The sequence below is a fragment of the Chitinimonas sp. BJYL2 genome (genome assembly GCF_027257935.1).
Lineage (GTDB): Bacteria > Pseudomonadota > Gammaproteobacteria > Burkholderiales > Chitinimonadaceae > Chitinimonas.
In genome coordinates this window covers 1-23058 of the sequence record NZ_JANZKW010000005.1, presented here as the reverse complement: position 1 = coordinate 23058, position 23058 = coordinate 1, and the positions used below count along the sequence as shown (strand labels likewise).

The following is a 23058-nucleotide window of genomic DNA, read 5'->3' as shown; positions in this document are numbered from 1 at the left end:
GTGCGGGTAACCAACCATCGGCCTTGAAGCGGCGTCCGTCGCATGCGTGTGTATACGGCACGCAGGCGCAACGGGGCTTGCAGCTATAATCGCGCGGTGCGGCTGCGACTTCTCCGGCCGAATCACCCGGATGCCTGAACATGTCTTCCCAAGCTCATCACCACGCTGCCCGCCGCGCCGCGCTCAACCAGCGCCTGCCTGCCGGCCTCGTGATCCTGCCGACCGCGCGGGTCAAGAGCCGTAACGCCGATAGCGATTACGCCTTCCGTTTCGACAGCGATTTCTTCTACCTGACCGGTTTTCATGAGCCCGAGGCCGTGCTGGTCCAGGTACTGGGCGATGCGCCCAAGTCCATCCTGTTCTGCCAGCCCAAGAACGAACTACGCGAAATCTGGGAAGGTTTCCTTTACGGTCCCGATGCGGCCCGTGAACAGTTCGGCTTTGACGAGGCGTATGCCATCGATCAGCTCGATAGCAAGCTGGTGGAGCTGATCGCCGGCCAGCCCAGGCTTTACTATCCCATCGGTTTTGACGAGCGCTGGGACCGGCGCATCCAGGGTGTGATCGAGCAGGTCAAACAGCGCGCCCGCACCGGCAAGCCCGCACCCATCGAGTTTGTGGATGTACGCCACGCAATCGGCGAGCTGCGCCTGATCAAGGACGATGCCGAAAAGGCCTCCATGCGCGAAGCTGGCCGTATTTCGGCCGAGGCCCATATCCGTGCCATGCGTCTGGCGCGCCCTGGCCAGTTCGAGTATGAAGTCGAAGCCGAGCTCCATTACCACTTCACCAAGTCCGGTTCTCGCTCACCGGCTTATGGCTCCATTGTTGCCAGCGGCGCCAACGCGACCTGCCTGCACTATCACGAGAACAACCGGCAAATGCAGGCAGGCGATCTGCTGCTGATCGATGCAGGTTGCGAGCTGCATGGCTATGCGGCCGATATCACCCGCACGTTCCCGGTGGGTGGCCGTTTCAGTGGCCCGCAGAAGGATATCTACGAGCTGGTGCTGGCCAGTATGCACGCCAGTTTCGACAAGGTGCGCGCCGGTGAAGTGCGGATCGGCTATCACGATGCCGCCGTGCGGGTGCTGACCCAGGGCCTGGTGGATCTCGACATCCTCAAGGGCGAGGTCGATGGCCTGATCGAGCGCGAAGCCTACAAGCAGTTCTATATGCACGGCACCGGCCACTGGCTGGGGCTGGATGTGCACGACGCCGGCGAATACAAGATCGATGGCGTGTCGCGCAAGCTCGAAGCCGGCATGGTGCTGACCGTGGAGCCGGGCCTGTACTTCCGCCCGTTGCTGGCAGACTCGCCGGCGCACTATGTGGCGGTGCCCGAGCATTTCCTGCATATCGGTGTGCGCATCGAGGACGACCTGCTGGTGACGGCTGACGGTCATGAGAACCTGACGGCACTGGTGCCCAAGGACGTTGCCGGTATCGAGGCCTTGACGGTCGGTTGATCGCCCATGCGCGCCACATCACTCCCTGCTCACCTGGATTGCCTGATTGTTGGCGGCGGTCCCGTAGGCGGCGCACTGGCCTTGATGCTCGCAGGCAATGGCTTGCAGATCGGCGTGGTCGAAGCACGCCAGCACCCCGGCAAGGACCCGCGTGCCTTGGCCATCTCGCAGGCCTCGGCTGAGGTATTGACCGGGCTGGGTATCTGGCCGGCCTTGGCCGCAACCGCCATCGAGCGTGTGCATGTGTCGCAGCAAGGAGCCTTCGGGCGCGTTGTGCTGCGTAATGGCGACCTGAATCTGCCCGCACTGGGCCATGTGATGCCCTATGCGGCGCTAGCAGGTGCGGTGCATGAACAGCTCAACCGGCACCCTGCCATTCACTACCTGGCCGGGGCGACCGTGACGCAGGTGCAAACGCTGGATGCCTACGCGGCCATCACCCTGCAACACGAAGGCGAGGAGGTGCTGGTAACCAGCGGGCTGCTGACCTTGGCGGATGGCGGCGCGCTGCTGGCCCAGGCCGGCATCCGGCAGCACGAGCGCGATTACCACCAGCACGCCATTCTGGCCGAGCTGCAGGTCAGCCCGATGCAGGCCGGCGTGGCTTTCGAGCGCTTTGCCAAGGATGGCCCGATTGCCTTGCTGCCTCATGGCGAGGGTTACACGGTGGTGTGGACGCGACCCGAACATGACCCCCTTGATGTACGTGGCATGGACGACGCCACCTTCCTGAACGCACTGGCTGAGCGCATCGGCGACCGTGCGGGCCAGTTGCTGGCGGTCAGTCCCCGGCTGGCATTTCCGCTGCGGCTCAAGTGGGCTGCTTCCCATTCTGCCCGCCGCGTGGCGGTGGTAGGCAACGCGGCACAAACGCTGCACCCGGTGGCCGGACAGGGTTTCAATCTGGGCCTGCGCGATGCGCGTGCGCTTGCCGGTGTGATCAGCGCCACGCCGCCCAATGCTTTGGGAGATGACGCGATGCTGTCCCGCTACGCCAGCCTGCGCCAACGCGACAGCTGGGCGACGGTAGGCTTTACCGATAGCCTGATCCGCCTGTTCGAGCTGGATCTCAAACCCTTGCGTCGTCTCAAGCTGGCCGGTTTTCTGGCGCTCGACAACCTGCCACCGCTGCGCCGCGAATTCGCTGCGCGTATGGTGTTCGGGACCCCATGATGGAACGTTTCGATATCGCGATTGTGGGCGCAGGCCCGGTCGGTGCCAGCCTTGCCCTGGCGCTGGCAGATCACTGGCGGGTGGCACTGATTGATCGCGCCGCACCACCGCTTGCTTCGCTGGCTGACGATGACTGGGATAACCGTATCTACGCAGTCAGCCCCGCCAGCCTCGCTTTCCTGCAGCGTCTCGGTGCTTGGCCCATGGCGCGTGCCGGGCAGATCCGCGAGATGGACGTGCGCGGTGATGCTGGCGGGGTGCTGCGTTTTGATGCTCTGGAGCTGGGTCGCGATTGCCTTGCGGCCACGGTCGAGAACCGGCTGATGCAGGCGACGCTGTGGACCGCGCTGCAGGGACGGGTCAGCTGCTTTGCGCCGGCCGCCCTGCAGCGTATCAACTGGATGGAACCCTGCGCCGAATTGGTGTTCGAAGAGGGCAAAGCGGTGCAAGCGGCCTTGCTGATCGGTGCCGATGGTGCCCAGTCGTGGTTGCGTACGCAGACAGGCATCGGGTTTGACCGCAAGCCTTATGGTCAATCGGGTGTTGTTGCCAATTTTCACTGTGAGCGGCCACATCTGGGTGTGGCTCGCCAGTGGTTCCGTGATGACGGTATTCTGGCTTGGCTCCCCTTGCCGGGAAATCGCGTGTCGATGGTGTGGTCAACCACGCCATCGCATGCTGCCGAACTCCTGGACATGGCGCCGGAGGCATTGGCCAACATGGTTGCTGCTGCGGGGGGGCAGGCATGGGGCAGGTTCACGCCGCTGACGCCCGCGGCTGCGTTCCCCTTGAGCCTGGGTCGCGCCCGCAGCATGATCGGCCCGCGGCTGGCACTGGTGGGTGATGCCGCCCATACGGTGCATCCCTTGGCAGGGCAGGGCGTGAATCTCGGTTTCGGCGATGCCGCCAAGCTCGCCGAGCTACTGTTGGCGTCACCTTCCCGTGATCCTGGCGATGCCATGCTGCTGTCCCGTTATGCCCGCCATCGCGCCGAACCCGTGCTGACCATGCAGACCCTCTGTGATGGTTTACACGCCTTGTTTTCGCATCAACATACCCTGCTTGCGCCGGTGCGCAATCTGGGCATGAGCCTCACCAACCGGGCCGGACCGCTGAAGCGCGCGCTGATGCGGCAGGCCATTTCCTGATTCTTTGCCGTTACTCAACCGGAAACCCCGCCCATGATGTCCCTCCCCAAACGCCTGTCCCTGATGTCCATTGCCTTGATGCTGGCTGCGTGTGTCAACGCAGCGAGTGATAACAACAAGGCCACCAAGGACGCGCTCCAGAAGAAGTTCCCCGAGCGCACGATCGAGAGCGTGCGTGCCACCCCGATCAAGGGCCTGTATGAAGTGGTGTTTGCCGGCCGCCAGGTGGTGTACAGCGACCCCAAGGGTGACTACATCGTGGTGGGTGACCTTGTCGATGTGGCAGCACGCCAGAGCCTGACCGAAGCGCGGATTCGCGAGCTTTCCAAGGTCGATTTCAAAACCCTGCCGCTCGATAAGGCGATCAAGCTGGTGAAGGGCAATGGCAGCCGCAAGGTGGCCGTGTTCTCCGATCCGGACTGCCCTTTCTGCAAGCGCCTTGAAACCGACACCATCAGCAAGCTCGACAATGTGACGGTCTATACCTTCATGTTGCCACTTGCCTCCCTGCACCCGGACGCTGCACGCAAGTCCGCGCTGATCTGGTGCGCGCCGGACAAACTGGCCGCATGGAATGCCTGGATGCTTGAGGGCCGTTTGCCGCAGGGTGATGGCAAGTGCGCCAACCCGGTCAACGACATTGTCGCCATGGCCGAGCGCTATGGCATCAACGGCACGCCGGCGCTGGTTTTCGAGAGTGGTGAGATGGTGTCTGGTGCCATTGCTGCGCCAGCATTCGAAGCCCATCTGAACAAGAAGTAGCCCTTGCTGCAAGGGTGGGAGGCCGGGAGCCAGGCGGCAACGCCTGGCATGGCGGTGCCGGTCTGTGGAGGCAAGGCAATGCGCAGGCGCTTCGTTTATGCCGTTCTGGGCTCGACGTTATTGCATGGGCTGATCGCCTCGGCGCTGCTGCTTCTGGCTCGGCCCGTCAATGTACTGCCGAGCCGCGCAAGCCTTCCCGCCGACGAGCTGTCGGTCAGCTTGACCGGACCGCTTAAGGCTGCTCCCCCGGCCACTCCACTGAGGCAGCAGACGGCCGATATGCCGCTACGTGTGGCGGATGAGCGTGATGAAACCGGCCAGACCTTCCTGGATCCGGGATTCGGGTCGCCCTATGACCTTCCAGCGCTGTACAGCATTTTTGATAGCCGAGTCGATCTGGACTGGTATCCGGTCGAGGCGCTGGATGTACGCGCAGAACCCATGCATGAAGTCCTCCTGCCGCCCTTGCCGGATGGACTCAGCGGGCCCGGCCTCATTACCCTTGAAGTCTTCATCGACGAATTTGGTCTCACTGATCATGTCGATATTCTTCATGCCGAGCCTGCGGCTTACTACGATGATATAGCCCGTGATGTTTTCATGGCGGCGCGCTGGTCCCCGGCCATCAAGGATGGGCGATTCGTCCGCAGCCGCAAGTTGATTGAAGTGTGTCTCGGTGACTGTTCGGGCAAGAGCACCGAGGCGACTGGCCGTACCGACAAGGGAATACTGGCGCCATGATCCGTCACCTCACCGCTGTCTGGCTGACCTTGCTGCTGCCGGCGGTCTACGCAGAGACGCTGACCATCGGCTTTGGCTCTCACAAGCCGCCTTATGTCTTTGAAAATGAGGCGCGGGGTCTGGAGTACGAGATCGTGGTCACGGCCTTGCGCCAGGCTGGCTACGAGGTCAAGGCCATCTATGCGCCCATGGAGCGGCTGCACCGGATGTTGCCTCAGGGCACTATCGATGGCATCACCACCACCAATCCGTTCAGCGGCATCGAAGCGCACTACTCGCAACCCTATATCGATTACCGGAACGAAGCGGCGGCCTTGCGCAGCCGCAAGCTCAATATCCAGCGTATCGAGGATCTGGGCCGTTATTCGGTCAGCGCCTTCCAGCGCGCCCGCCAGTTGCTGGGGCCTGAATTCCAGGCCATGGCCAATGCCAACCCGGCCTATCGCGAGGAAGCTCAGCAGATCGTCCGTAACCGTCTGCTGTATTCAGGGCGTATCGATGTGGTGGTCGGTGATCGGCGCATCATCGAGTATTTCAATGGCGACGTTGCCGGGCAGGTTGACCCGAATCAGCCGCTGAGCTGGTTCCCCATCTTTCCGCCTACCCATTACAGCGTGGCATTTCGTGACGCTGCCGTGCGTGAGCGCTTTGATCGTGCTCTGGATGCCTTGCGCAAATCGGGCGCTTACGCCGCCATCGAGCGACGCTATGCCGCCCCGATGGCAGAGCCGCCGCGCTGACCGGGCCTGTATTGCGCCCATGCCAAAAGTAAAACAAAAGGGCCGCAATTGCGGCCCTTTTGTCATCCGGACAGGGTGCTTACCAGATGCGGATACGCTCATTCTCCGGTTTGAACATGCCATCGCCTTCCTTGACACCAAATGCCGAGACAAACGCGTCGGAGTTCACTGCGGCACCCACAGGCCGCACATGTGCCGGCGAGTGAGGATCGGTGGTCAGCAGTTGCAGCAGGCGCTCTTCACGGGTCTTGTTACGCCAGACCTGTGCAAAGCCGATGAAGAAGCGCTGATCACCCGTGAAGCCATCGAGTACTGGTGCCGGCTTGCCGCCCAAGCTCAGGCGATAGGCCTTGTGCGCAATCTGCAGGCCGGAGAGGTCGGCAATGTTTTCGCCCAAAGTCAGCTTGCCATTCACAAAGCGGCCGGCAATCGGCTCGTACTTGGCGTATTGCGCGACCAGCTTTTCGGTCAGGTTCGAGAAGGCGGTGCGGTCGCTGTCTACCCACCAGTTCTTCAGATTGCCGTGCGCATCGAACTGGCTGCCCTGGTCATCGAAGCCATGGCTGATTTCATGGCCGATGACTGCACCGATGCCGCCGTAGTTGACCGCATCATCTGCCTTCGGATCGAAGAATGGTGGTTGCAGGATGGCAGCCGGGAACACGATCTCGTTCATCGAGGGGTTGTAGTAGGCGTTGACCGTCTGCGGCGTCATCAACCATTCCTCTCGGTCGATGGGCTTGCCGATGCGACCGATGCGTTCGCGGTACTCAAAGATGGAACCGCGTACCACGTTGCCGACCAGATCATCGGCGCGCACCTGCAGGCCGCTGTAATCGCGCCACTTGTTGGGGTAGCCGATCTTCACCCCGTAATTGGCGAGTTTGACTTTGGCTTGCTTGCGGGTTTCCGGGCTCATCCAGGCCAGGTTATCGATGCTCTCGTCAAAGGCCTTCATCAGGTTGCTGACGAGCACTTCCATCTTTTTCTTGGAAGCGGCCGGGAAGTGCTTCTCCACATACAGCTTGCCTATGGCCTCGCCGAGGTTGTTTTCCACGACTTCAACACCGCGCTTCCAGCGCGGGCGGAGTTCCTTGGCGCCAGCAATGGTTTTCTCATGGAAGTTGAAATGCGCGTCCACGAATGCTTTGGAGAGATGAGGTGCATGACGATCCAGCGCACGGATGCTCAGGTAGTCGCGCCAGGTTGCAATCGGCTCGCTGCTCATCAGCAGCCCGACCTCGGTGATATAGCTTGGCTGATAGATGTTGATGTCGCTTACATCGCCGGCCAGCGACGCTTTGAGCAGCGCATCCCAGTCAATGCCGGGCGCAAAGGTCTTCAGGCCTTCACGGTCATATTTGTTGTAAGTCTTTTCCGGATTGCGGTTGTCGACCTTGCTCCACTGTGCGGTAGCCAGCTTGGTTTCGAGCGCCATCACGCTGTCAGCGCGTGCATCTGCATCGTCTCGCGCAATGCCGCTCAGAGTGAGCAAGGTCTTGAGGTATTCCCTGTAAGCATCTCTGGCCTTGGCGAAGCGCTCGTCCTTTTCCAGGTAGTAGTCCCGGTCAGGCAGGCCGAGGCCGCTTTGGTAGACCTGCAACTGGTATCTGGTTGAATCCTTGCTGTCCTGATCAACGAAGAAGACGAAGGGCAGGGGAATACCCATTTGCTGCAGATTGCCCCAGAGCTTGGTCATTTCCGCGGTGTCAGGTACACGGGCGAAGTTGCTCAGCATAGGTTTGAGCGGCATCACGCCCCGTTCCTCTACTTTCGCGGCATCCATGAAACTCGCATAGAAGTCGGCCACCTGCTTGGCTTCATGCCCCTTCAGTTTGGCTGCGCCCTCAATGATCTCGCGCGTCCGCTTTTCGGACAGATCGCGCAGTTCATGGAAAGCCCCCCAGCTGGCCTTGTCGGCGGGAATCTCGGTCTTGCGTTCCCAGCCACCGTTGACGGCGGCATACAGGTCGTCCTGGATGCGAACGGACTTGTCGAAGTTCTGTTTGTCGATGCCCGACTTGGGCGCCGCCATCGTGGCCATGGGCAAGGCCAGTGCGATGGCGAAAGCAAGGTGTTTGAGTTGCATGGATATATCCCTCAAGTAATCAGCGCTGCCGGGTGACCGGTCAGCAAGCCGCTCTTATGCCGCAGCACTGGGTGTATGTGCTACCCGTATGCGACAAGCTGTGCCATAGGCGGATGAGTGGCGGGTGATTCTGCAACAGTTTCGATCGATATGCAGCATGCCGGAGAGCCCCGATGCTGTGGTCTGTTTGTAGTACGGTGGCCAGAGCAAAAAAGAACGGCCACTGCGAAGTGGCCGTTCCGGGTTGTGCAAGGCAGCTTACTGTTGCTTGGTGGCGCCGTAACGCTGCACGCCATCCACCAGTTCCTTGTGGGCGGCGGCGATGTCTTCCCAGCCAGTCACCTTGACCCACTTGCCCTTTTCGAGATCCTTGTAGTGCTCGAAGAAGTGCTGGATCTGATCCAGCAGCAGGGTCGGCAGGTCCTTGGCGGCCTGGATGTCCTTGTACATCGGGCAGAGCTTTTCCACCGGCACGGCGATCAGCTTGGCATCGATACCGGCTTCGTCTTCCATCTTCAGCATGCCCAGCGCACGGCAGCGAACCACCACACCGAGGCTCAGCGGGAACGGCGTGACGACCAGCACATCGACCGGATCACCATCTTCGCTCAGAGTGTTGGGCACATAACCGTAGTTGCACGGATAGAACATGGCGGTACCCATGAAACGGTCGACGAACATCGCGCCGGACTCTTTATCCACCTCGTACTTGATCGGGGCGGCGTTGGCCGGGATTTCGATGATGACGTTGAACTCGTCGGGCAGCTTGCTGCCGGCACTGACGTTGTGAAGGCTCATGGCGGTATCTGTCTGGGGGAGTTGGAAAAAAGCTGCCGCGCCTGCAGCGCAGCAAGAGCGCCATTTTAGCATTCGTACGGGTGCGCGTGCTGCGCCGCACGATGGCAATGCGGTGTCTGGCTGGCTATACCTTTGCAAGCACCATCCGCAAGGGCCAGCGGCAACCAATGGCCCCCATTACAGTAAGGGAGCGTCGCTTATGTCGTCATCCGCAGCACTGTACTTTGCCCTCGCGTGCGGCGTCGCCGCCGTACTCTTCGGATTCTTCTCTCGCAGCTGGATATTGGCGCAGGCCGCGGGCAACGAGCGCATGCAGGAGATCGCTGCCGCCATCCAGCAAGGCGCCGAGGCCTATCTGGCCCGGCAGTACAAGACGATTGGGCTGGTGGGCGTGATCCTGGCCATCCTGATCGGCTTGTTCATCGATGTGACGACCGCGGCGGCCTTCATAGCCGGCGCCGTGTTGTCGGGCGCTTGCGGCTTTATCGGCATGAATGTGTCGGTGCGCGCCAATGTACGCACCGCCCAGGCGGCCACGCAGGGCATGCAGGCCGCGCTGGATGTGGCCTTCCGTGGCGGCGCCATCACCGGCATGCTGGTGGTGGGGCTTGGCCTCCTCGGCGTCACCCTGCTGTACATGCTGCTGACGGCCAATCTGGCCCCTGGCGACGATCTGCACCACGCGCTCAAGCCGCTCATGGGCTTTGCCTTCGGTTCCTCGCTGATCTCGATCTTTGCCCGTCTGGGGGGCGGCATCTTCACCAAGGGTGCGGATGTGGGTGCCGATCTGGTTGGCAAGGTTGAAGCCGGCATCCCCGAGGATGACCCGCGCAACCCGGCCGTGATTGCCGATAACGTGGGCGACAACGTCGGCGACTGTGCCGGCATGGCGGCCGATCTGTTCGAAACCTATGTGGTGACGCTGATCGCCACCATGGTGCTGGGCGTGCTGATGCTCAAGGGCGCTGCCGTCGAAGCCGCACTCTATCCGCTGGTGCTGGGCGGCTTCTCGATCATTGCTTCCATCATTGGCTGCTTCTTCGTCAAGGCCACACCGGGCAAGACCAATGTGATGCCGGCGCTGTACAAGGGGCTGGCCGTTGCGGGCGTGGTGTCGCTGATCGGTTTTTACTTCATCACCAATGCCGTCATGCCCGATAACGTGTTGGGCGCAGCCGGCAGCCAGATCAAGCTGTTCGGCGCCGCCGTGGTGGGCTTGGTGCTGACCGCGGCGATGGTGTGGATTACCGAGTACTACACCGGTACCCAGTATTACCCGGTGCAGCATATTGCCCAGGCCTCCACCACCGGCCACGCCACCAACATCATTGCCGGTATCGGCGTGAGCATGAAATCCACGGCCTGGCCGGTGCTGTTCGTCTGTGCCGCCATCATTGCGTCCTACTCGCTGGCCGGCCTTTACGGCATTGCGATAGCGGCAACTTCCATGCTCAGCATGGCCGGCATCGTAGTGGCGCTGGATGCCTACGGACCGATTACCGATAACGCCGGTGGCATTGCCGAAATGGCCGGTCTGCCTTCGGCGGTGCGCGACATCACTGACCCGCTCGACGCGGTGGGCAACACCACCAAGGCCGTTACCAAGGGCTATGCAATCGGCTCGGCAGGCTTGGCTTCGCTGGTGCTGTTTGCCGATTACACCCATGCGCTGGCCGGGCAGGGCAGCGTGGTAGCGTTTGATCTGTCGGACTATCGCGTGATAGTCGGCCTGTTCATCGGCGGCTTGATCCCCTATCTGTTTGCCGCCATGGCGATGGAAGCCGTGGGCCGCTCGGCTGGTGCGGTGGTGGAAGAAGTGCGCCGCCAGTTCCGCGAGATCCCCGGCATCATGGCCGGCACCGCCAAGCCTGAATACGGTCGCGCGGTAGACATGCTCACTACCGCAGCGATCAAGGAAATGATTGTGCCGTCCTTGTTGCCTGTAGTTGTGCCCATCCTTGTCGGCCTGATTCTTGGCCCGGTGGCGCTGGGTGGCTTGCTAATGGGCACCATCGTCACCGGTCTGTTTGTGGCGATCTCCATGTGTACGGGCGGCGGCGCTTGGGACAATGCCAAGAAATACATTGAGGATGATCATCACGGCGGCAAGGGTAGCGATGCCCACAAGGCGGCGGTTACTGGCGATACGGTGGGTGACCCCTACAAGGACACAGCTGGTCCGGCGGTGAATCCGCTGATCAAGATCATCAATATCGTGGCGCTGCTGATCGTGCCTTTGCTGCCCTTGAATCCCGCGCCTGCACCGGCCGAGCCGGCCCCGCAAGTGCAGACGACACCCGTCCCGCCACCGCCTCAACCTTGATACGTATCCCGCAGCACCCACCCCGCTCTTTCCAGAGCGGGGTTTTTTACGTTTGGGCTAGTTTGCAATATACGGTATTGGGGTATATGATGATCGAAATTACATACCTTGTAGGGGTATATGATGGCGATCAACCAAGGTGAGGCACGCGAGTACCGCATCAGTGGCATGACTTGTACCGCCTGTGCGTTGCGTATCGAGAAGGTCTTGAATCGCTTGCCGGGAGTGGTGGCGAGTGTGAGCTTTGCCAGCGAATCGGCGATGGTGGCGGGTCTGGACGACGCGGCGGCGGTGGCGGCGATTGCCAAGGCGGGCTATGGCGCGATACCTGCGGGTGACGAGCTGGTCCCTGAAGCCGAGCAGACGTCGAGCTGGCCCTTGTGGCTGGCCTTGGCTCTGATGTTGCCGTTTCTGGCCGATATGGCCGCCATGGCAGCAGGTATACATGCGCTGATGCTGCCGGGTTGGCTGGCTCTGCTGCTGGCGACCCCGGTGCAGTTTGTGAGTGGCTGGCGCTTCTATCACGGCGCCTGGCATGCATTGCGGTCGGGTGGCGCCAATATGGATGTGTTGGTCGCCCTTGGCACCTCGGCGGCCTATGGCTACAGCGCGGTGCTGGTGCTGGGGGGCTTGTCCGGTCATGTGTATTTTGAAGCCGCGGTTGTCGTGATTGCGTTGGTATGGCTGGGTAAGGCGCTGGAAGCGCGAGCCAAGTACCAGACACGGGCGGCGCTCTACGCCCTGGCGCGGCTGCAACCCAAAACGGCGCGCCTTGAGACGCCGGAAGGAGTGCTGGAACGGGATGTCCGTCTGTTGCGTGTGGGCGATATCGTTCGGGTGGAGCCTGGTGAGGCTGTGCCGGCCGATGGCACGGTGCTCAGCGGCGAAAGCAGTGCCGACGAGTCCCTGCTGACAGGCGAATCCATGCCGGTCGACAAGACGACGGGCAGCCCGGTTTTTGCCGGCAGCCTCAATCAGGGCAGCTTGCTGCGTGTGGCGGTCAGCCACGCCAGTGCAGACAGCCAGTTGGCGCGCATCATTCGTCTGGTGAGAGAGGCGCAGGCCAGCAAGGCGCCTATCCAGGCGCTAGCAGACCGGATTGCTGCGATCTTCGTACCGATTGTATTGGTGATTGCCTTGCTGACGCTGGCGGGCTGGTGGTGGGTGGGCGCGGGGTTCGAGCTGGCCCTGGTCAACGCCATCGCCGTGCTGGTGATAGCTTGCCCCTGTGCCTTGGGACTGGCCACGCCAGCGGCGGTAATCGCGGGCACCGGCGTGGCTGCCCGCCATGGCATCCTGATCAAGAATGCCGCAGCGCTGGAGTCTGCGGCGCGGCTGGATGTGCTTGCACTCGATAAGACCGGTACGCTGACCCAGGGCCATCCTGCCGTGATTTCCGCTGATTTCGGGATGGCGACATCGCGCGTGCAGGCGCTGGCGGCAGCGTCGCGCCATCCCTTGTCGCAGGCACTGGCGGCGGCCTTGCCGGTCGATCCTGCCGTCAGCATGACCCGCATGCAGCAGTATCCTGGTGCCGGCAGCGAGGCAGACATCGCACAGGATGGGCAGCAGCGATTGCTCCAGCTTGGATCGGCAGCCTGGCTGCAGGCCCGCGGTGTGGTCCTGCCTGATGCCGTGATGACGCGCGTCGAGTCGGGTGAGGAAACACTGGTGCTGGCGGCCGAGCAGGGGCAGTACGTGGGCTTGGCTGCATTGGCCGATCCGATACGACCCGATGCAGCCGAGGCGCTCGCACGACTCCTCGTTATGGGAGTGACGCCCCTGCTGCTCACAGGGGATCGTGCCGGCCCCGCCCGCGCGGTGGCGGCTCAGCTGGGTATCCAGACCTGGCTGGCGGCGTGCCAGCCCGCAGACAAAGCGGCCGAGATACAGCGTCGGCAAGCGCTGGGCGAGCGTGTGGGCATGGTGGGTGACGGTGTCAATGACGCCCCGGCACTCGCTGCCGCCGATCTGAGCCTTGCGGTAGGGCAAGGGGCTGAGGCGGCGATTGCGACGGCCGACATCACCCTGGCTCGACATGATGTGATGGCACTGGTGGATGCATTGGCGCTCGCCCGCGCTACGCTGGCAAAAGTCAGGCAGAACCTGTTCTTTGCCTTTATCTATAACGCCATCGGCATTCCCGCCGCGGCATTTGGCTACCTGCACCCGGCCCTGGCGGGTGCAGCCATGGCGCTGAGTTCGGTATCGGTGGTGGCCAATGCCTTGCTGCTGCAGCGTTGGCATCCACGCAAGGTTGCGCCATGAGCCATGATTTTTCCCGATACCTGACCAAGGCGCAGCAAGCTTACCGTGAAGGGCGTGCCGATGTGGCGCTGGTGCTGCTAGAGCAGGCGCATATTGTGGGTCAGCCGGTATTCCGGCAGCACTGGTTGAGTCATTGGTGGATGCTCAAGGCGGGCTGGCACTTGGGCGACAGCCGTGAAGTGGCCGGCCAGTTGCTCCGCCTGGCGCTGACGCCGCTGGGCCACCTGACGGGACGCCTGCCGGCTGGCAATACAGGCCGCGCCCGGGTGAACCCGTTCAAACCCATGCCTTGAGCACCGCCATGCCCATCCAGTATCTACGTCAGCTCAGCGGCCCCGAGCGTAACCAGCAAGCCAACCGGCAGCTGGGTTTTTCGCTGGCTTTTATTGCCGGGGCCGTGAATGCAGGCGGTTTCCTGGCGGTGGGCCAATACACCTCACATATGACCGGTATGGTTTCCATGATGGTTGATCACGCCGTCATGGCGAGCTGGCTGCTGGCTGCCGGCGCGCTGGTGGCAGTCATCACCTTTGTGGCTGGTGCCATGACCTGTGCACTATTGGTGAACTGGGCGCGCCGACGTGCGTTGCGCAGCGTCTATGCCTTGAGCCTGCTGCTGGAAGCGGTCTTGCTGCTGGTGTTCGGCCTGATGGGCGCGGCGCTGGCGCAACGCACCGAGCTGCTGATGCCTGCCACGGTGCTCCTGCTCTGCTACATCATGGGCCTGCAGAACGCCATGGTGACCAAACTGTCTCAGGCGGAGATCCGTACTACCCACCTCACCGGTTTGCTGACCGATATCGGTATCGAACTCGGTCGAGCGCTCTATCCCAACCGGCCGCGTCAAGGCCATGAGCCAGTCCGCGCCAACCGGATCCGCCTTGCCTTGCACGCCGGCCTGGTGACGAGCTTTGTGTTCGGCGCCATTGTTGGCGCATTGGGATTCAAACATATGGGTTTTGTTACCACCTTGCCGCTGGCGGCCTGGCTGACCCTGCTGGCCAGTCTGCCGGTCTGGGACGATCTACAGCAACTGCGCCGGAACAGCGGCCCACAACAGAAGGAGTAAGACCATGGAAGTACAACTGAAAATCGGTGGCATGAGCTGTGGCGGATGCGTGGCATCGGTGGAGCGTGCGGTCCGCGCGCTGACGGGTGTCGGTGAGGTCAAGGTGGACCTTGCACAGGCGCTGGCCCGTGTGGTGTTCGATCCCGACCTGACCAATGCCGCGGCGATCCGCGCAGCGATCGAGGGAGCGGGCTATGACATCGAAGACTGATACCTGCCATCCGCCTTCACGCTTGGTCGAGCGCACTGACAAGGCCGCGCTGGACAAGCGGCTGGCACGGCTGGAAGGTCAGGTCAAAGCAGTTCGTCAGATGATCGAGGATGACCGCTACTGTGTGGACGTCATCACCCAGATCCAGGCGGCGCGTTCCGCGCTCGCCGCGGTGGGTGAGCAGTTGCTGGAAACTCACCTGCGTGGCTGCGTAGCACGTGCGCTGCACCAGGGTGATGGTGATGCCGAAATCGCTGAAGTGGTGGCGCTGCTGCGCAAGTTTCGCTGAACGGGCGCGATCCGGGGCTGCTAAGCTGAAGCGCCACCTGCTCAGGCGGGTAGGCAAAGTGACTGTGATGGGGCCTGTCTGTCGGCCATCATCAGACTGAACCTGATTGGAAACCCGCCATACCGGATCGGGTGTGGACGGGCGGGACTGAGGGCCATGGATCGCTGGCTTGCCATGAAAGCGCACTATCTGACGCCGCTGTTCCAGCCGCGTAGTGTCGTGCTGGTCGGCGCATCGGAAACGGCTGGCTCGGTGGGTGCGCGAGTGTTCCGCAACCTGCTCGACAGCGGCTTCAAGGGGGTGCTTTACGGGGTCAACCGACGCCACGATACGGTGTTCGGGCAAACCGTCTATCGCACGATGGCGGATGTGCCACTCGACGAGATCGATCTGGCGGTCATCGCCACTTCGGCGCGTACCCTGCCTGAACTGGTCCGTGAATGTGGGGAGCGTGGTGTCAAAACCATGCTGGTGCTGTCTCGCGATTTTGTGGCTGTTGATACCACCAACCGGGCACTGCTGGAAGAAGCGGTGGCCTTGGCCAGACAGTTCGGCGTGCGCATGCTGGGCCCCAATCTGCTGGGACTGATGCGACCCGCAAGTGGGTTGATCGCAGCCAATTACCAGGGTGCGGTCAAGGCCGGCAATCTGGCCCTGGTCGCCCAGTCCAGCTCGGTGGCCAGCGCCATACTCGATTGGGCCGAAGCGCATGAGGTGGGCTTCTCAACCGTGGTTTCGATGGGGGCCAGCGCCGATGTGAACTTTGGCGAGGTACTCGATTATCTGTCGCAGGATAACCAGACCCGCGGCATCCTCCTTTATCTTGAAGATGTGGGTGAGGCGCGCGGATTCCTGAGCGCGATCCGGGCTGCGGCCCGCCAAAAACCGGTGGTGTGCCTCAAGGTCGGCAAGGATCCGGTAGATAGTCAGCGCGCGCTCCGTACCCACTCCCACCAGTTGCTGGGCAGCGACGCCGCTTTCGATGCCGCCCTCCGTCGTGCCGGGGTGCTGCGCGTACCGACCATGGTGCACATGAGCATTGCCATTCGCATGCTTGCGGCTAACTACCGCGCGCGCGGTCGCCGTCTGGCGGTGATCTCGAACGGTTATGGTGCCGGCCGCATGGCTGTCGACAGGGCACGGGAGCTGTCGGTCGAGTTGCCCAAGCTGGATGCCGGGACGATAGCCAGACTGGATGCCGAGCTGCCTGCCATAGGCAGCCACGATAACCCGGTCGATATTCTTGGCGATGCGCCACCCGAGCGCTTCGTTGCCGCTGCTGACGCCTGCCTGGCCGACCCCAATGTGGATGGTGTGCTGGTGATCCTGACCCCGCAGGCGGGGACCGATCATCTGGTCACGGCCGAGAAAATGATCGAGCTGAATCAGCGGCACGACAAACTGCTGATGCTGGTCTGGCTGGGCGACAAACGCATCGCCCTGTCGCGCGAACTTCTCGATCGCGCTCACATGGCCTACTTCTTCTCACCCGAGCACGCGATTGAGGCCTTTGCCAGCCTGGCTGCCTGGACTTATCTGCAAGAGCTGAGTTTGCAGACGCCAGGCCCGCTGGCAAGCCGCAGCGAGCCTGACATTGCCCGCGCCCGTGCCGTTGTCCAACAAGCCCTCCACGCAGGCCGCCGCCTCCTCACCACGTCGGAGTCGCTGGCATTGCTGGACGCCTTTCATATTCCGCACCCGCCCACCTTGCCCGCGGCCACGCCCGGGGAGGCGGTTGCTGCCGCGGCCCGCATCGGCTTGCCCGTTGCCATCAAGATCGATGCAGATGACCTGATTCACAAAAGTGATGTTGACGGGGTGGTGCTCAACCTGACCACACTGGAGCAGGTAGCGGATGCGGCCGCTGCCATGCTGGCCACCGCCCGAGATCGCCTGGATCCAGCCAAACTGCGCGGTCTGGTGGTGCAGAAAATGCATGGCAAGCGCCACGGCCGTGAACTCATGCTCGGGCTGGCGCGTGACCCCGTGTTCGGCCCCACCGTGGCTTTTGGCGCAGGAGGGTTGATGGCGGAAATCTTCGAGGATGTCGCCGCGACACTGCCGCCACTCAACGACATGATAGCCACCAGCCTGATTCGCCGTACCAAGGTAGCCAAAGCATTGGGACCCTTCCGCGGGCATCCGGCCGTGGATATCGATGCAGTCCGTGCCTTGCTGCTGCGGGTGTCGGAAATGGCTTGCGAGCTACCGGAAGTCGTGGAGTTCGATCTGAACCCGGTGGTGGTGGACGAGCATGGGGCCGTGGCCGTAGACGCCAGCATCATTGTGGCGCCCTTGCCGGCGGACTTTCGCCGCTACAGCCATATGGCGATACACCCATATCCATCGCACCTGCAAACCCACGGCAAGCTCAAAGATGGCAGTGAATGCGTGTTTCGGCCGATCCGGCCGGAAGATGCCGAAGAATTACAGCGTTTTGTGCGAGAGGATCTTTCCGAAGAAAGCCGCTTCAACCGCTTCATGAGCGCGCTCAAGCAGCTGCCGCCTTCGTTGCTGGTGCGTTTTACCCAGCTGGATTACGCCCGCGAGATGGCGGTGGTGGCGGCGGTGGGGTCGGGTAGCGAAGAACGCATGGCTGGTGTGGCCCGCTATATGGCCAACCCGGATGCCGCCAGCTGCGAGTTTGCGATCTCGATTGCCGACCGCTGGCAGGGCATGGGCTTGGGCAGTCAGCTGATGATGGCCTTGTTCGATGCTGCCCGAGATGCAGGGCTGAGTACGATTGAAGGCGATATCCTGGCATCGAACACGCCGATGCTGGGGCTGATGAAAAAGCTGGGTTTCGATATCCGCCCCCACCCCGACGACGTATCACTCAAATGGGTCGTCAAGGCGCTTTAGGCAAATCAGGCAAACAGCTCGGCATCGGCCAGACTCAGGCCGCGCTGGTCCTTGGCCGATAGAGAGGGTAGGCCATCAAATTCCCAATTGATGGCCAGCGTAGCTTCATTCCAGGCGATGCAGCGCTCATGCTCGGGTGCGTAGAAGTCCGTCGTCTTGTAGAGAAACTCGGCGGTTTCGCTCAGTACTACAAAGCCATGCGCGAAGCCGGCGGGCACCCATAGCTGACGCTTGTTTTCTGCGGACAAACGCACGCCTACCCATTGACCGAAAGTGGGGGAGCTGCGTCGGATATCCACTGCCACATCAAGCACCTCGCCCGCCACCACACGCACCAGTTTTCCCTGCGGCTGCTGGATCTGATAGTGCAGGCCACGCAGCACGCCGCGCACTGAGCGTGAGTGGTTGTCCTGCACGAAGTCTGCTTCACAACCCGTCAGCGCCGTAAAAGTACGTGCGTTGAAGCTCTCGAAGAAGAAACCACGTTCATCGCCAAACACTTTGGGTTCCAGAATGATGACGTCCGGGATCGCGGTGGGGGTGGCTTGCATGGCAGGGTCTCGAAGCAGGTTCAGGATGGTATTCGGTTCAAGCGCGCACGATAGCAGAGGCCGACGGGGCAAGCACGATGCACGCATGCGGCTTTAGAATGCCGGCATGGCATCCGAACCCGACTTGCTGGCCGAACTGGCCGACCAACTGCACGCACTCGATGCAGATCACCTGCGCCGCCGCCGCCGCATTCTCAGTACCGCACAAGGGCCGCAGGTGACCGTGGGTGAGCGTACCCTGCGCAATTTCTGCAGCAATGACTATCTGGGCCTGGCCAACGACCCAATACTGCTTGCCGCCGCACAAGACGCGATGATGCAGTTCGGTGTGGGCAGCGGCGCTTCCCACCTGGTGTGCGGTCATCAGCAAGCACACGAAGCGCTGGAGCAGCGCTTTGCCGGCTTTGTCGGCCAGCCTGCTGCGCTGTTGTTCGGCACCGGTTATCTGGCCAATCTTGGGGTGATTCCCGCCTTGCTGGGCCGGGGGGATGCCGTGTTCGCGGACAAACTCAACCATGCCTCACTGAACGAAGCCTGCTTGTTGAGTCGCGCTGACTTCCAGCGTTTTCCGCATAACGATTGTGCCGCACTGGCGCGACAACTGGCGGCCAGCAAGGCCAGGCGCAAGCTGATAGCAGTGGATGCGGTCTACAGCATGGATGGAGATCTGGCACCCTTGGCGGACTTGTTGCAGCTGGCGGAGCAGCACAACGCCTGGCTGTATGTAGACGACGCGCATGGCTTTGGCGTGCTCGGCGAGGGACGCGGGAGCCTCGCGCATTGGCAGCTGAGCTCGCCGCGACTCATCTATCTGGCCACGCTGGGCAAGGCGGCAGGCAGTGCCGGCGCCTTGGTTGGCGCACATTCGGTGGTCATCGAATGGCTGCTCAACAAGGCCAAGCCAGCTATTTACACTACGGCCTCTCCAGCCTTGCTGGCCGCAAGTGCGATGGCGGCGATTGATATTATGGAGCATGAGCCAGGACGGCGCATGCGCCTGGTTGCCCATATCGCCCGCTTGCGTAAGGGCTTGGCTGACTTGGGTGACGCGCTGTTGCCTTCGCAAACGCCAATTCAGCCACTGCGCATGGCGTCGAGCGCTGCTGCCATGCAAGTATCCGAATCACTGTGGGATGCAGGATGCTGGGTGGCGGCGATACGTCCACCGACGGTCGCAACGCCACGTCTGCGTATTACGGTGTCCGCCAGCCACAGTGATGATGATATCGATGCCTTGATCGATAACCTCAAACCATTACTCGCTTAGACCTTATGTCCTTGTTCATCGACACCCTCGGCCACGGCGACGATCTGGTCCTTATCCACGGCTGGGGCATACACGGGGCTGTCTGGCAGCGTGTGGCCGAGCAGCTGGCACAGGATTACTGTGTACATATCGTTGATCTGCCCGGTTGCGGCAACAGCGCCATGGTCGAGCCTTATACGCTCGACGCGCTGGCCGCGGTGCTGGATCGGTGTTTCCCCCTGCCGGTGCATGTACTGGGCTGGTCGCTGGGTGGGGCGGTTGGCCTGCAGTGGGCGCTGACGCAACCCGATAAATTGCGCTCGCTGACCTTGTGTGCCTCCTCACCGCGCTTCATGCAGGCCGAGGATTGGCCCCACGCCACGCCGGCCGATACATTGGCTGCATTTGCCCGCAGCCTGTCCCAGGACTATGCCGCGACGCTGGAGGTGTTTCTGGGTTTGCAGGTGATGGGTAGCCGTGATGGCCGGGCGGTACTGCGTTCCCTGCAGGCCAGCCTTGCCAGCCGACCCGCGCCGCAAGTGGCTGCACTGATGGCGGGGCTGGAGATTCTCACCGCAACGGATCTGCGTAGTGCGGTCAGCCAGATTGCCTGCCCCATGCTGCTGCAGTACGGGGAGCGGGACCGCATGACCCCGCCGGAGGCCGGACAATGGCTCGCCAGCGCCAGCCACGCTGAACTGGTGATGCATGGCGGTGCCGGCCATGCGCCCTTCATTTCCCATGAAGCGGATTTCATCGCCGCGCAGAAGTCGTTCCTGCAGCGTGTCTGAAGGGATCGCAAATCCATAAGCAAAACGCCACATCAACCGGATCGGTTCATGTGGCGTTTTGTCATGCCTGCCAGCACAGGGACTGTTCAGGCGGCTTCCTTCTTGGCTACCCGGCCCATCAATGCGGCAATGGCATCGGCAGCGCCGAGTCCCTCGAACAGCATCTGGCAGACCACCTGCGTGATCGGCATGTCCACACCCAGCCGAAGCGCCTGCTGCTGCACGGCGCGGGCCGTGTTGACGCCTTCCGCCACGTGGCCGAGATTCTCGATGATCTCACCCAGCGGTTTGCCGGCTGCCAGCAATAAGCCAACCTTACGATTGCGTGAAAGATCGCCCGTACAGGTCAGGATCAGGTCGCCCATGCCGGAGAGCCCGGTAAAGGTCTCCTGTCGGCCACCCAGCGCCACGCCGAAACGGGTGATTTCCGCCAGGCCTCGCGTCAGCAACGCGGCACGCGCGTTATGACCAAGTTTCAGGCCGTCGCAGACACCTGCCGCGATCGCCATGATGTTTTTGACCGCACCGCCGATTTCGGCGCCAACCACATCGGTGGAAGAATAGATCCGCAGACGGCTTGAGTTGAGCGCAGCCGCCATGCTGTTGGCAAAGGACTCATCAGCAGAGGCCAGCGTAATGGCGGCGGGCATGCCAGCTGCCACTTCCTGGGCAAAACTGGGCCCCGTGAGCACACCGCGTGCAATACTATCCGGCAGCTCAGCGGCAGCCACTTCATGCGCCGGGAGTTCCGTGTCGGCCTCAAGACCCTTGCATGCCCACAACACCGGCGCCCGAGAGCCCGCAGCCGTCAGCGCCCGAAGCGTGGGCCGCAGACCTGCCGTGGGGGTAACGACCAGCACGACATCTGCATCCTGGCTCGCGACGCACAGATCACCTGCAACACTCAAACAATCGGGGAAGGGGTAGCCCTTCAGATAACGCGTATTCTCACGATCCCGCTGCAGCCTACTGAGCTGTTCCCGGTCGCGCGTCCAGAGGGTGACCTCATGGCGTGCTGCAAAGCTGATCGCCAGTGCGGTACCCCAGGAGCCCGCACCCAGAACGGCAACCTTCATAGCCCCCAAGCCTCTTCAATGCGCAGATAGCCGACCGCGCCATCACGGTGCCGGACCTTCACCCAGCCGCCCTTACCTGTTTCTAGCAGATCCAGCACAACATTCTTGTCGGCCGTCATCAGCACGGCCGACTTGGCATCGGCACCCGCATGAATACGCGACTTGGCCGCCGCCACCACGATAGTCCGCTTGCTGATGAGCGACTTCTTTTCCGCCCAAGCCAGCGCACCGGTCTGATCGCGCACACGCAACCAGTCCTTGTTATCAACCAGTACTTCTACCGGCAGACCCTTGCTGGCAACAAACAGCTTCTTGGCTGCAACAGAGGGTGCGTCATAGAAAACGGCGCCGTGTTCCGCCACAGAGCGAAACTCCAGCGCCGTGGCTGACACGCCCGCCAGCCCGAGCAGGCTGGCGGCAATCCACTTACTGAATCGTAGCGGGCGCATCTTGGCTGGCAGATTGTTGCTGCTGCTGTTGGGCAAGGCGCTGCAGATAGATCTGCTCAAAATTGATCGGCGAGAGGATCACCGGCGGGAAGCCCGCGCGAGTCACCATATCCGAGATCACTTCGCGCACATACGGGAAGAGGATGTTCGGACAAGCGACGCCAAAGATCGGGTCCATATCTTCCGCAGGGATATTGCGGATCTGGAATACCCCGCCCTGGGCCACTTCAGCCAGGAACACCGTCTTGTCGCCATTCTTTGCCGTCACAGTTACGGTCAGGACGTGCTCATAGTAACCCTCGTCGATCTGCTGGGCCTCCGTGTGGAGCTGCATATCGACTTCAGGCTGAACTTGTTCCAGATACACCTGCGGGGCGTTAGGCACTTCCAGGGACAAATCCTTGATGAAGAGCTTTTCAATGGAAAAAATGGGCTGTGCTTGCTGATCGCTCATGGCGACTCCTGCTGAATTCAAAGTAAAAAAGGCCGCCGAATCATCGCAGATTCAGCCGGCTGATGCTATGCAGACCGCTCAGCGGCCCAGCAGTGGGTCCAGCCCGCCTGCGCGATCCAGTGCGGCCAGGTCGTCATAGCCCCCAATATGCTGCTCATTGATGAATATCTGCGGCACGGTGCGACGCCCGGTGCGTGTCATCATCTCCTCGCGCCGATCCGGCTCCAGATCCACCCTGATCTTCTGGTCAATCCCGACCCCTTTGCTGCTCAAGAGCTGTTCTGCACGTATGCAGTAGGGGCAGACACCGGTGGAATACATCGTAATCGTAGCCATCTTGCAGTCTCTAAATAAATATATGTGAATTTCCAACGAAACAGAGGTGGGGGCTGACCAGTGGTTTTCAAGCGCTTGCCAGATTATCTCCGCCATACGCAGAAACATTCTGGCTGTGCTGATTGAAAATCAAGCACTTACGTATTTGGTGTAAAAATCTTGCTGAGAGGGTGTTGACGGTTGTTGGGGTGGTGCGTATAGTTCGCATCTCTG

General features: G+C 61.8%; 22 protein-coding genes. 15 read left to right on the top strand and 7 right to left on the bottom strand.

Annotated features, from left to right (window positions below; translation table 11 throughout):
- Positions 1–140 precede the first annotated feature (140 nt).
- From O9X62_RS14030 to O9X62_RS14005, 6 genes are read left to right on the top strand one after another with little or no spacing between them, the layout of a single operon-like run.
- Positions 141–1469, top strand: a complete 1329-nt coding sequence (locus O9X62_RS14030) for an aminopeptidase P N-terminal domain-containing protein (protein WP_269533549.1) — start codon at positions 141–143, stop codon at positions 1467–1469.
- A 6-nt stretch (positions 1470–1475) separates the two neighbouring features.
- Positions 1476–2642, top strand: a complete 1167-nt coding sequence (locus O9X62_RS14025) for an FAD-dependent monooxygenase (protein WP_269533548.1) — start codon at positions 1476–1478, stop codon at positions 2640–2642.
- Positions 2639–3790: a UbiH/UbiF family hydroxylase gene (locus tag O9X62_RS14020; protein ID WP_269533546.1), complete on the top strand. Its 1152-nt coding sequence runs from the start codon at positions 2639–2641 to the stop codon at positions 3788–3790. Before O9X62_RS14025 ends, O9X62_RS14020 begins: the two co-directional genes overlap by 4 nt.
- A gap of 33 nt (positions 3791–3823) precedes the next feature.
- On the top strand, positions 3824–4552 hold the full coding sequence (locus tag O9X62_RS14015) for a DsbC family protein (protein WP_269533545.1): 729 nt from the start codon (positions 3824–3826) through the stop codon (positions 4550–4552).
- A gap of 48 nt (positions 4553–4600) precedes the next feature.
- Complete coding sequence (locus O9X62_RS14010) at positions 4601–5293, top strand: energy transducer TonB (RefSeq protein ID WP_269533544.1); 693 nt, start codon at positions 4601–4603, stop codon at positions 5291–5293.
- Positions 5290–6033 carry an ABC transporter substrate-binding protein gene (locus O9X62_RS14005; RefSeq protein WP_269533543.1) on the top strand — a complete coding sequence of 248 codons (744 nt, stop codon included), beginning with the start codon at positions 5290–5292 and terminating at the stop codon, positions 6031–6033. Before O9X62_RS14010 ends, O9X62_RS14005 begins: the two co-directional genes overlap by 4 nt.
- A 79-nt stretch (positions 6034–6112) precedes the next feature.
- On the opposite strand, the gene O9X62_RS14000 is transcribed toward O9X62_RS14005, so the two are convergent.
- Together O9X62_RS14000 and ppa are read right to left on the bottom strand one after the other, a co-directional pair.
- Positions 6113–8122: a M13 family metallopeptidase gene (locus O9X62_RS14000; protein ID WP_269533542.1), complete on the bottom strand. Its 2010-nt coding sequence runs from the start codon at positions 8120–8122 to the stop codon at positions 6113–6115.
- A 258-nt stretch (positions 8123–8380) separates the two neighbouring features.
- Positions 8381–8920, bottom strand: a complete 540-nt coding sequence (gene ppa / locus O9X62_RS13995) for an inorganic diphosphatase (protein ID WP_269533541.1) — start codon at positions 8918–8920, stop codon at positions 8381–8383.
- A gap of 199 nt (positions 8921–9119) precedes the next feature.
- On the opposite strand from ppa, the gene O9X62_RS13990 reads away from it, so the two are divergent.
- The 7 genes from O9X62_RS13990 to O9X62_RS13960 all read left to right on the top strand — a co-directional run bounded on the left by O9X62_RS13990 (position 9120) and on the right by O9X62_RS13960 (position 17942).
- Positions 9120–11243 (top strand): sodium-translocating pyrophosphatase, encoded by a 2124-nt coding sequence (locus O9X62_RS13990; RefSeq protein ID WP_269533540.1) that lies wholly within the window; start codon positions 9120–9122, stop codon positions 11241–11243.
- A 123-nt stretch (positions 11244–11366) separates the two neighbouring features.
- Positions 11367–13511, top strand: coding sequence for a cation-translocating P-type ATPase (locus tag O9X62_RS13985; RefSeq protein ID WP_269533539.1), 2145 nt, complete (start codon positions 11367–11369; stop codon positions 13509–13511).
- Positions 13508–13804: a DUF3703 domain-containing protein gene (locus O9X62_RS13980; RefSeq protein WP_269533538.1), complete on the top strand. Its 297-nt coding sequence runs from the start codon at positions 13508–13510 to the stop codon at positions 13802–13804. The genes O9X62_RS13985 and O9X62_RS13980 overlap by 4 nt, the downstream gene beginning before the upstream one ends.
- An 8-nt stretch (positions 13805–13812) precedes the next feature.
- Complete coding sequence (locus tag O9X62_RS13975) at positions 13813–14580, top strand: YoaK family protein (RefSeq protein ID WP_269533537.1); 768 nt, start codon at positions 13813–13815, stop codon at positions 14578–14580.
- A gap of 4 nt (positions 14581–14584) precedes the next feature.
- A complete protein-coding gene (locus O9X62_RS13970) occupies positions 14585–14791 on the top strand; it encodes a heavy-metal-associated domain-containing protein (protein ID WP_269533536.1) in 207 nt (68 codons plus the stop codon).
- On the top strand, positions 14775–15080 hold the full coding sequence (locus O9X62_RS13965) for a metal-sensitive transcriptional regulator (protein ID WP_269533535.1): 306 nt from the start codon (positions 14775–14777) through the stop codon (positions 15078–15080). Before O9X62_RS13970 ends, O9X62_RS13965 begins: the two co-directional genes overlap by 17 nt.
- Positions 15081–15236: 156 nt before the next feature.
- Positions 15237–17942: a bifunctional acetate--CoA ligase family protein/GNAT family N-acetyltransferase gene (locus O9X62_RS13960; protein ID WP_269533534.1), complete on the top strand. Its 2706-nt coding sequence runs from the start codon at positions 15237–15239 to the stop codon at positions 17940–17942.
- A gap of 5 nt (positions 17943–17947) precedes the next feature.
- Here the strand turns inward: O9X62_RS13960 and rfbC are convergent, their stop codons facing one another.
- Entirely contained in the window at positions 17948–18493 is a 546-nt protein-coding gene (gene rfbC / locus O9X62_RS13955) for a dTDP-4-dehydrorhamnose 3,5-epimerase (RefSeq protein ID WP_269533533.1), read from the bottom strand.
- A gap of 106 nt (positions 18494–18599) precedes the next feature.
- On the opposite strand from rfbC, the gene bioF reads away from it, so the two are divergent.
- Both bioF and bioH read left to right on the top strand, forming a co-directional pair.
- Positions 18600–19760, top strand: coding sequence for an 8-amino-7-oxononanoate synthase (bioF, locus tag O9X62_RS13950; RefSeq protein ID WP_269533532.1), 1161 nt, complete (start codon positions 18600–18602; stop codon positions 19758–19760).
- Between the two features lie 5 nt (positions 19761–19765).
- Complete coding sequence (gene bioH / locus O9X62_RS13945; RefSeq protein WP_269533531.1) at positions 19766–20530, top strand: pimeloyl-ACP methyl ester esterase BioH; 765 nt, start codon at positions 19766–19768, stop codon at positions 20528–20530.
- 86 nt (positions 20531–20616) lie between these two features.
- On the opposite strand, the gene O9X62_RS13940 is transcribed toward bioH, so the two are convergent.
- From O9X62_RS13940 to grxC, 4 genes are all read right to left on the bottom strand, one after another.
- Positions 20617–21606 (bottom strand): NAD(P)H-dependent glycerol-3-phosphate dehydrogenase, encoded by a 990-nt coding sequence (locus O9X62_RS13940; RefSeq protein WP_269533530.1) that lies wholly within the window; start codon positions 21604–21606, stop codon positions 20617–20619.
- On the bottom strand, positions 21603–22055 hold the full coding sequence (locus O9X62_RS13935; protein ID WP_269533529.1) for an SH3 domain-containing protein: 453 nt from the start codon (positions 22053–22055) through the stop codon (positions 21603–21605). Before O9X62_RS13935 ends, O9X62_RS13940 begins: the two co-directional genes overlap by 4 nt.
- Positions 22033–22509 carry a protein-export chaperone SecB gene (secB, locus tag O9X62_RS13930; protein WP_269533528.1) on the bottom strand — a complete coding sequence of 159 codons (477 nt, stop codon included), beginning with the start codon at positions 22507–22509 and terminating at the stop codon, positions 22033–22035. Before secB ends, O9X62_RS13935 begins: the two co-directional genes overlap by 23 nt.
- Before the next feature lie 78 nt (positions 22510–22587).
- Positions 22588–22845, bottom strand: coding sequence for a glutaredoxin 3 (gene grxC, locus O9X62_RS13925; RefSeq protein ID WP_269533527.1), 258 nt, complete (start codon positions 22843–22845; stop codon positions 22588–22590).
- Positions 22846–23058: the final 213 nt, after the last annotated feature.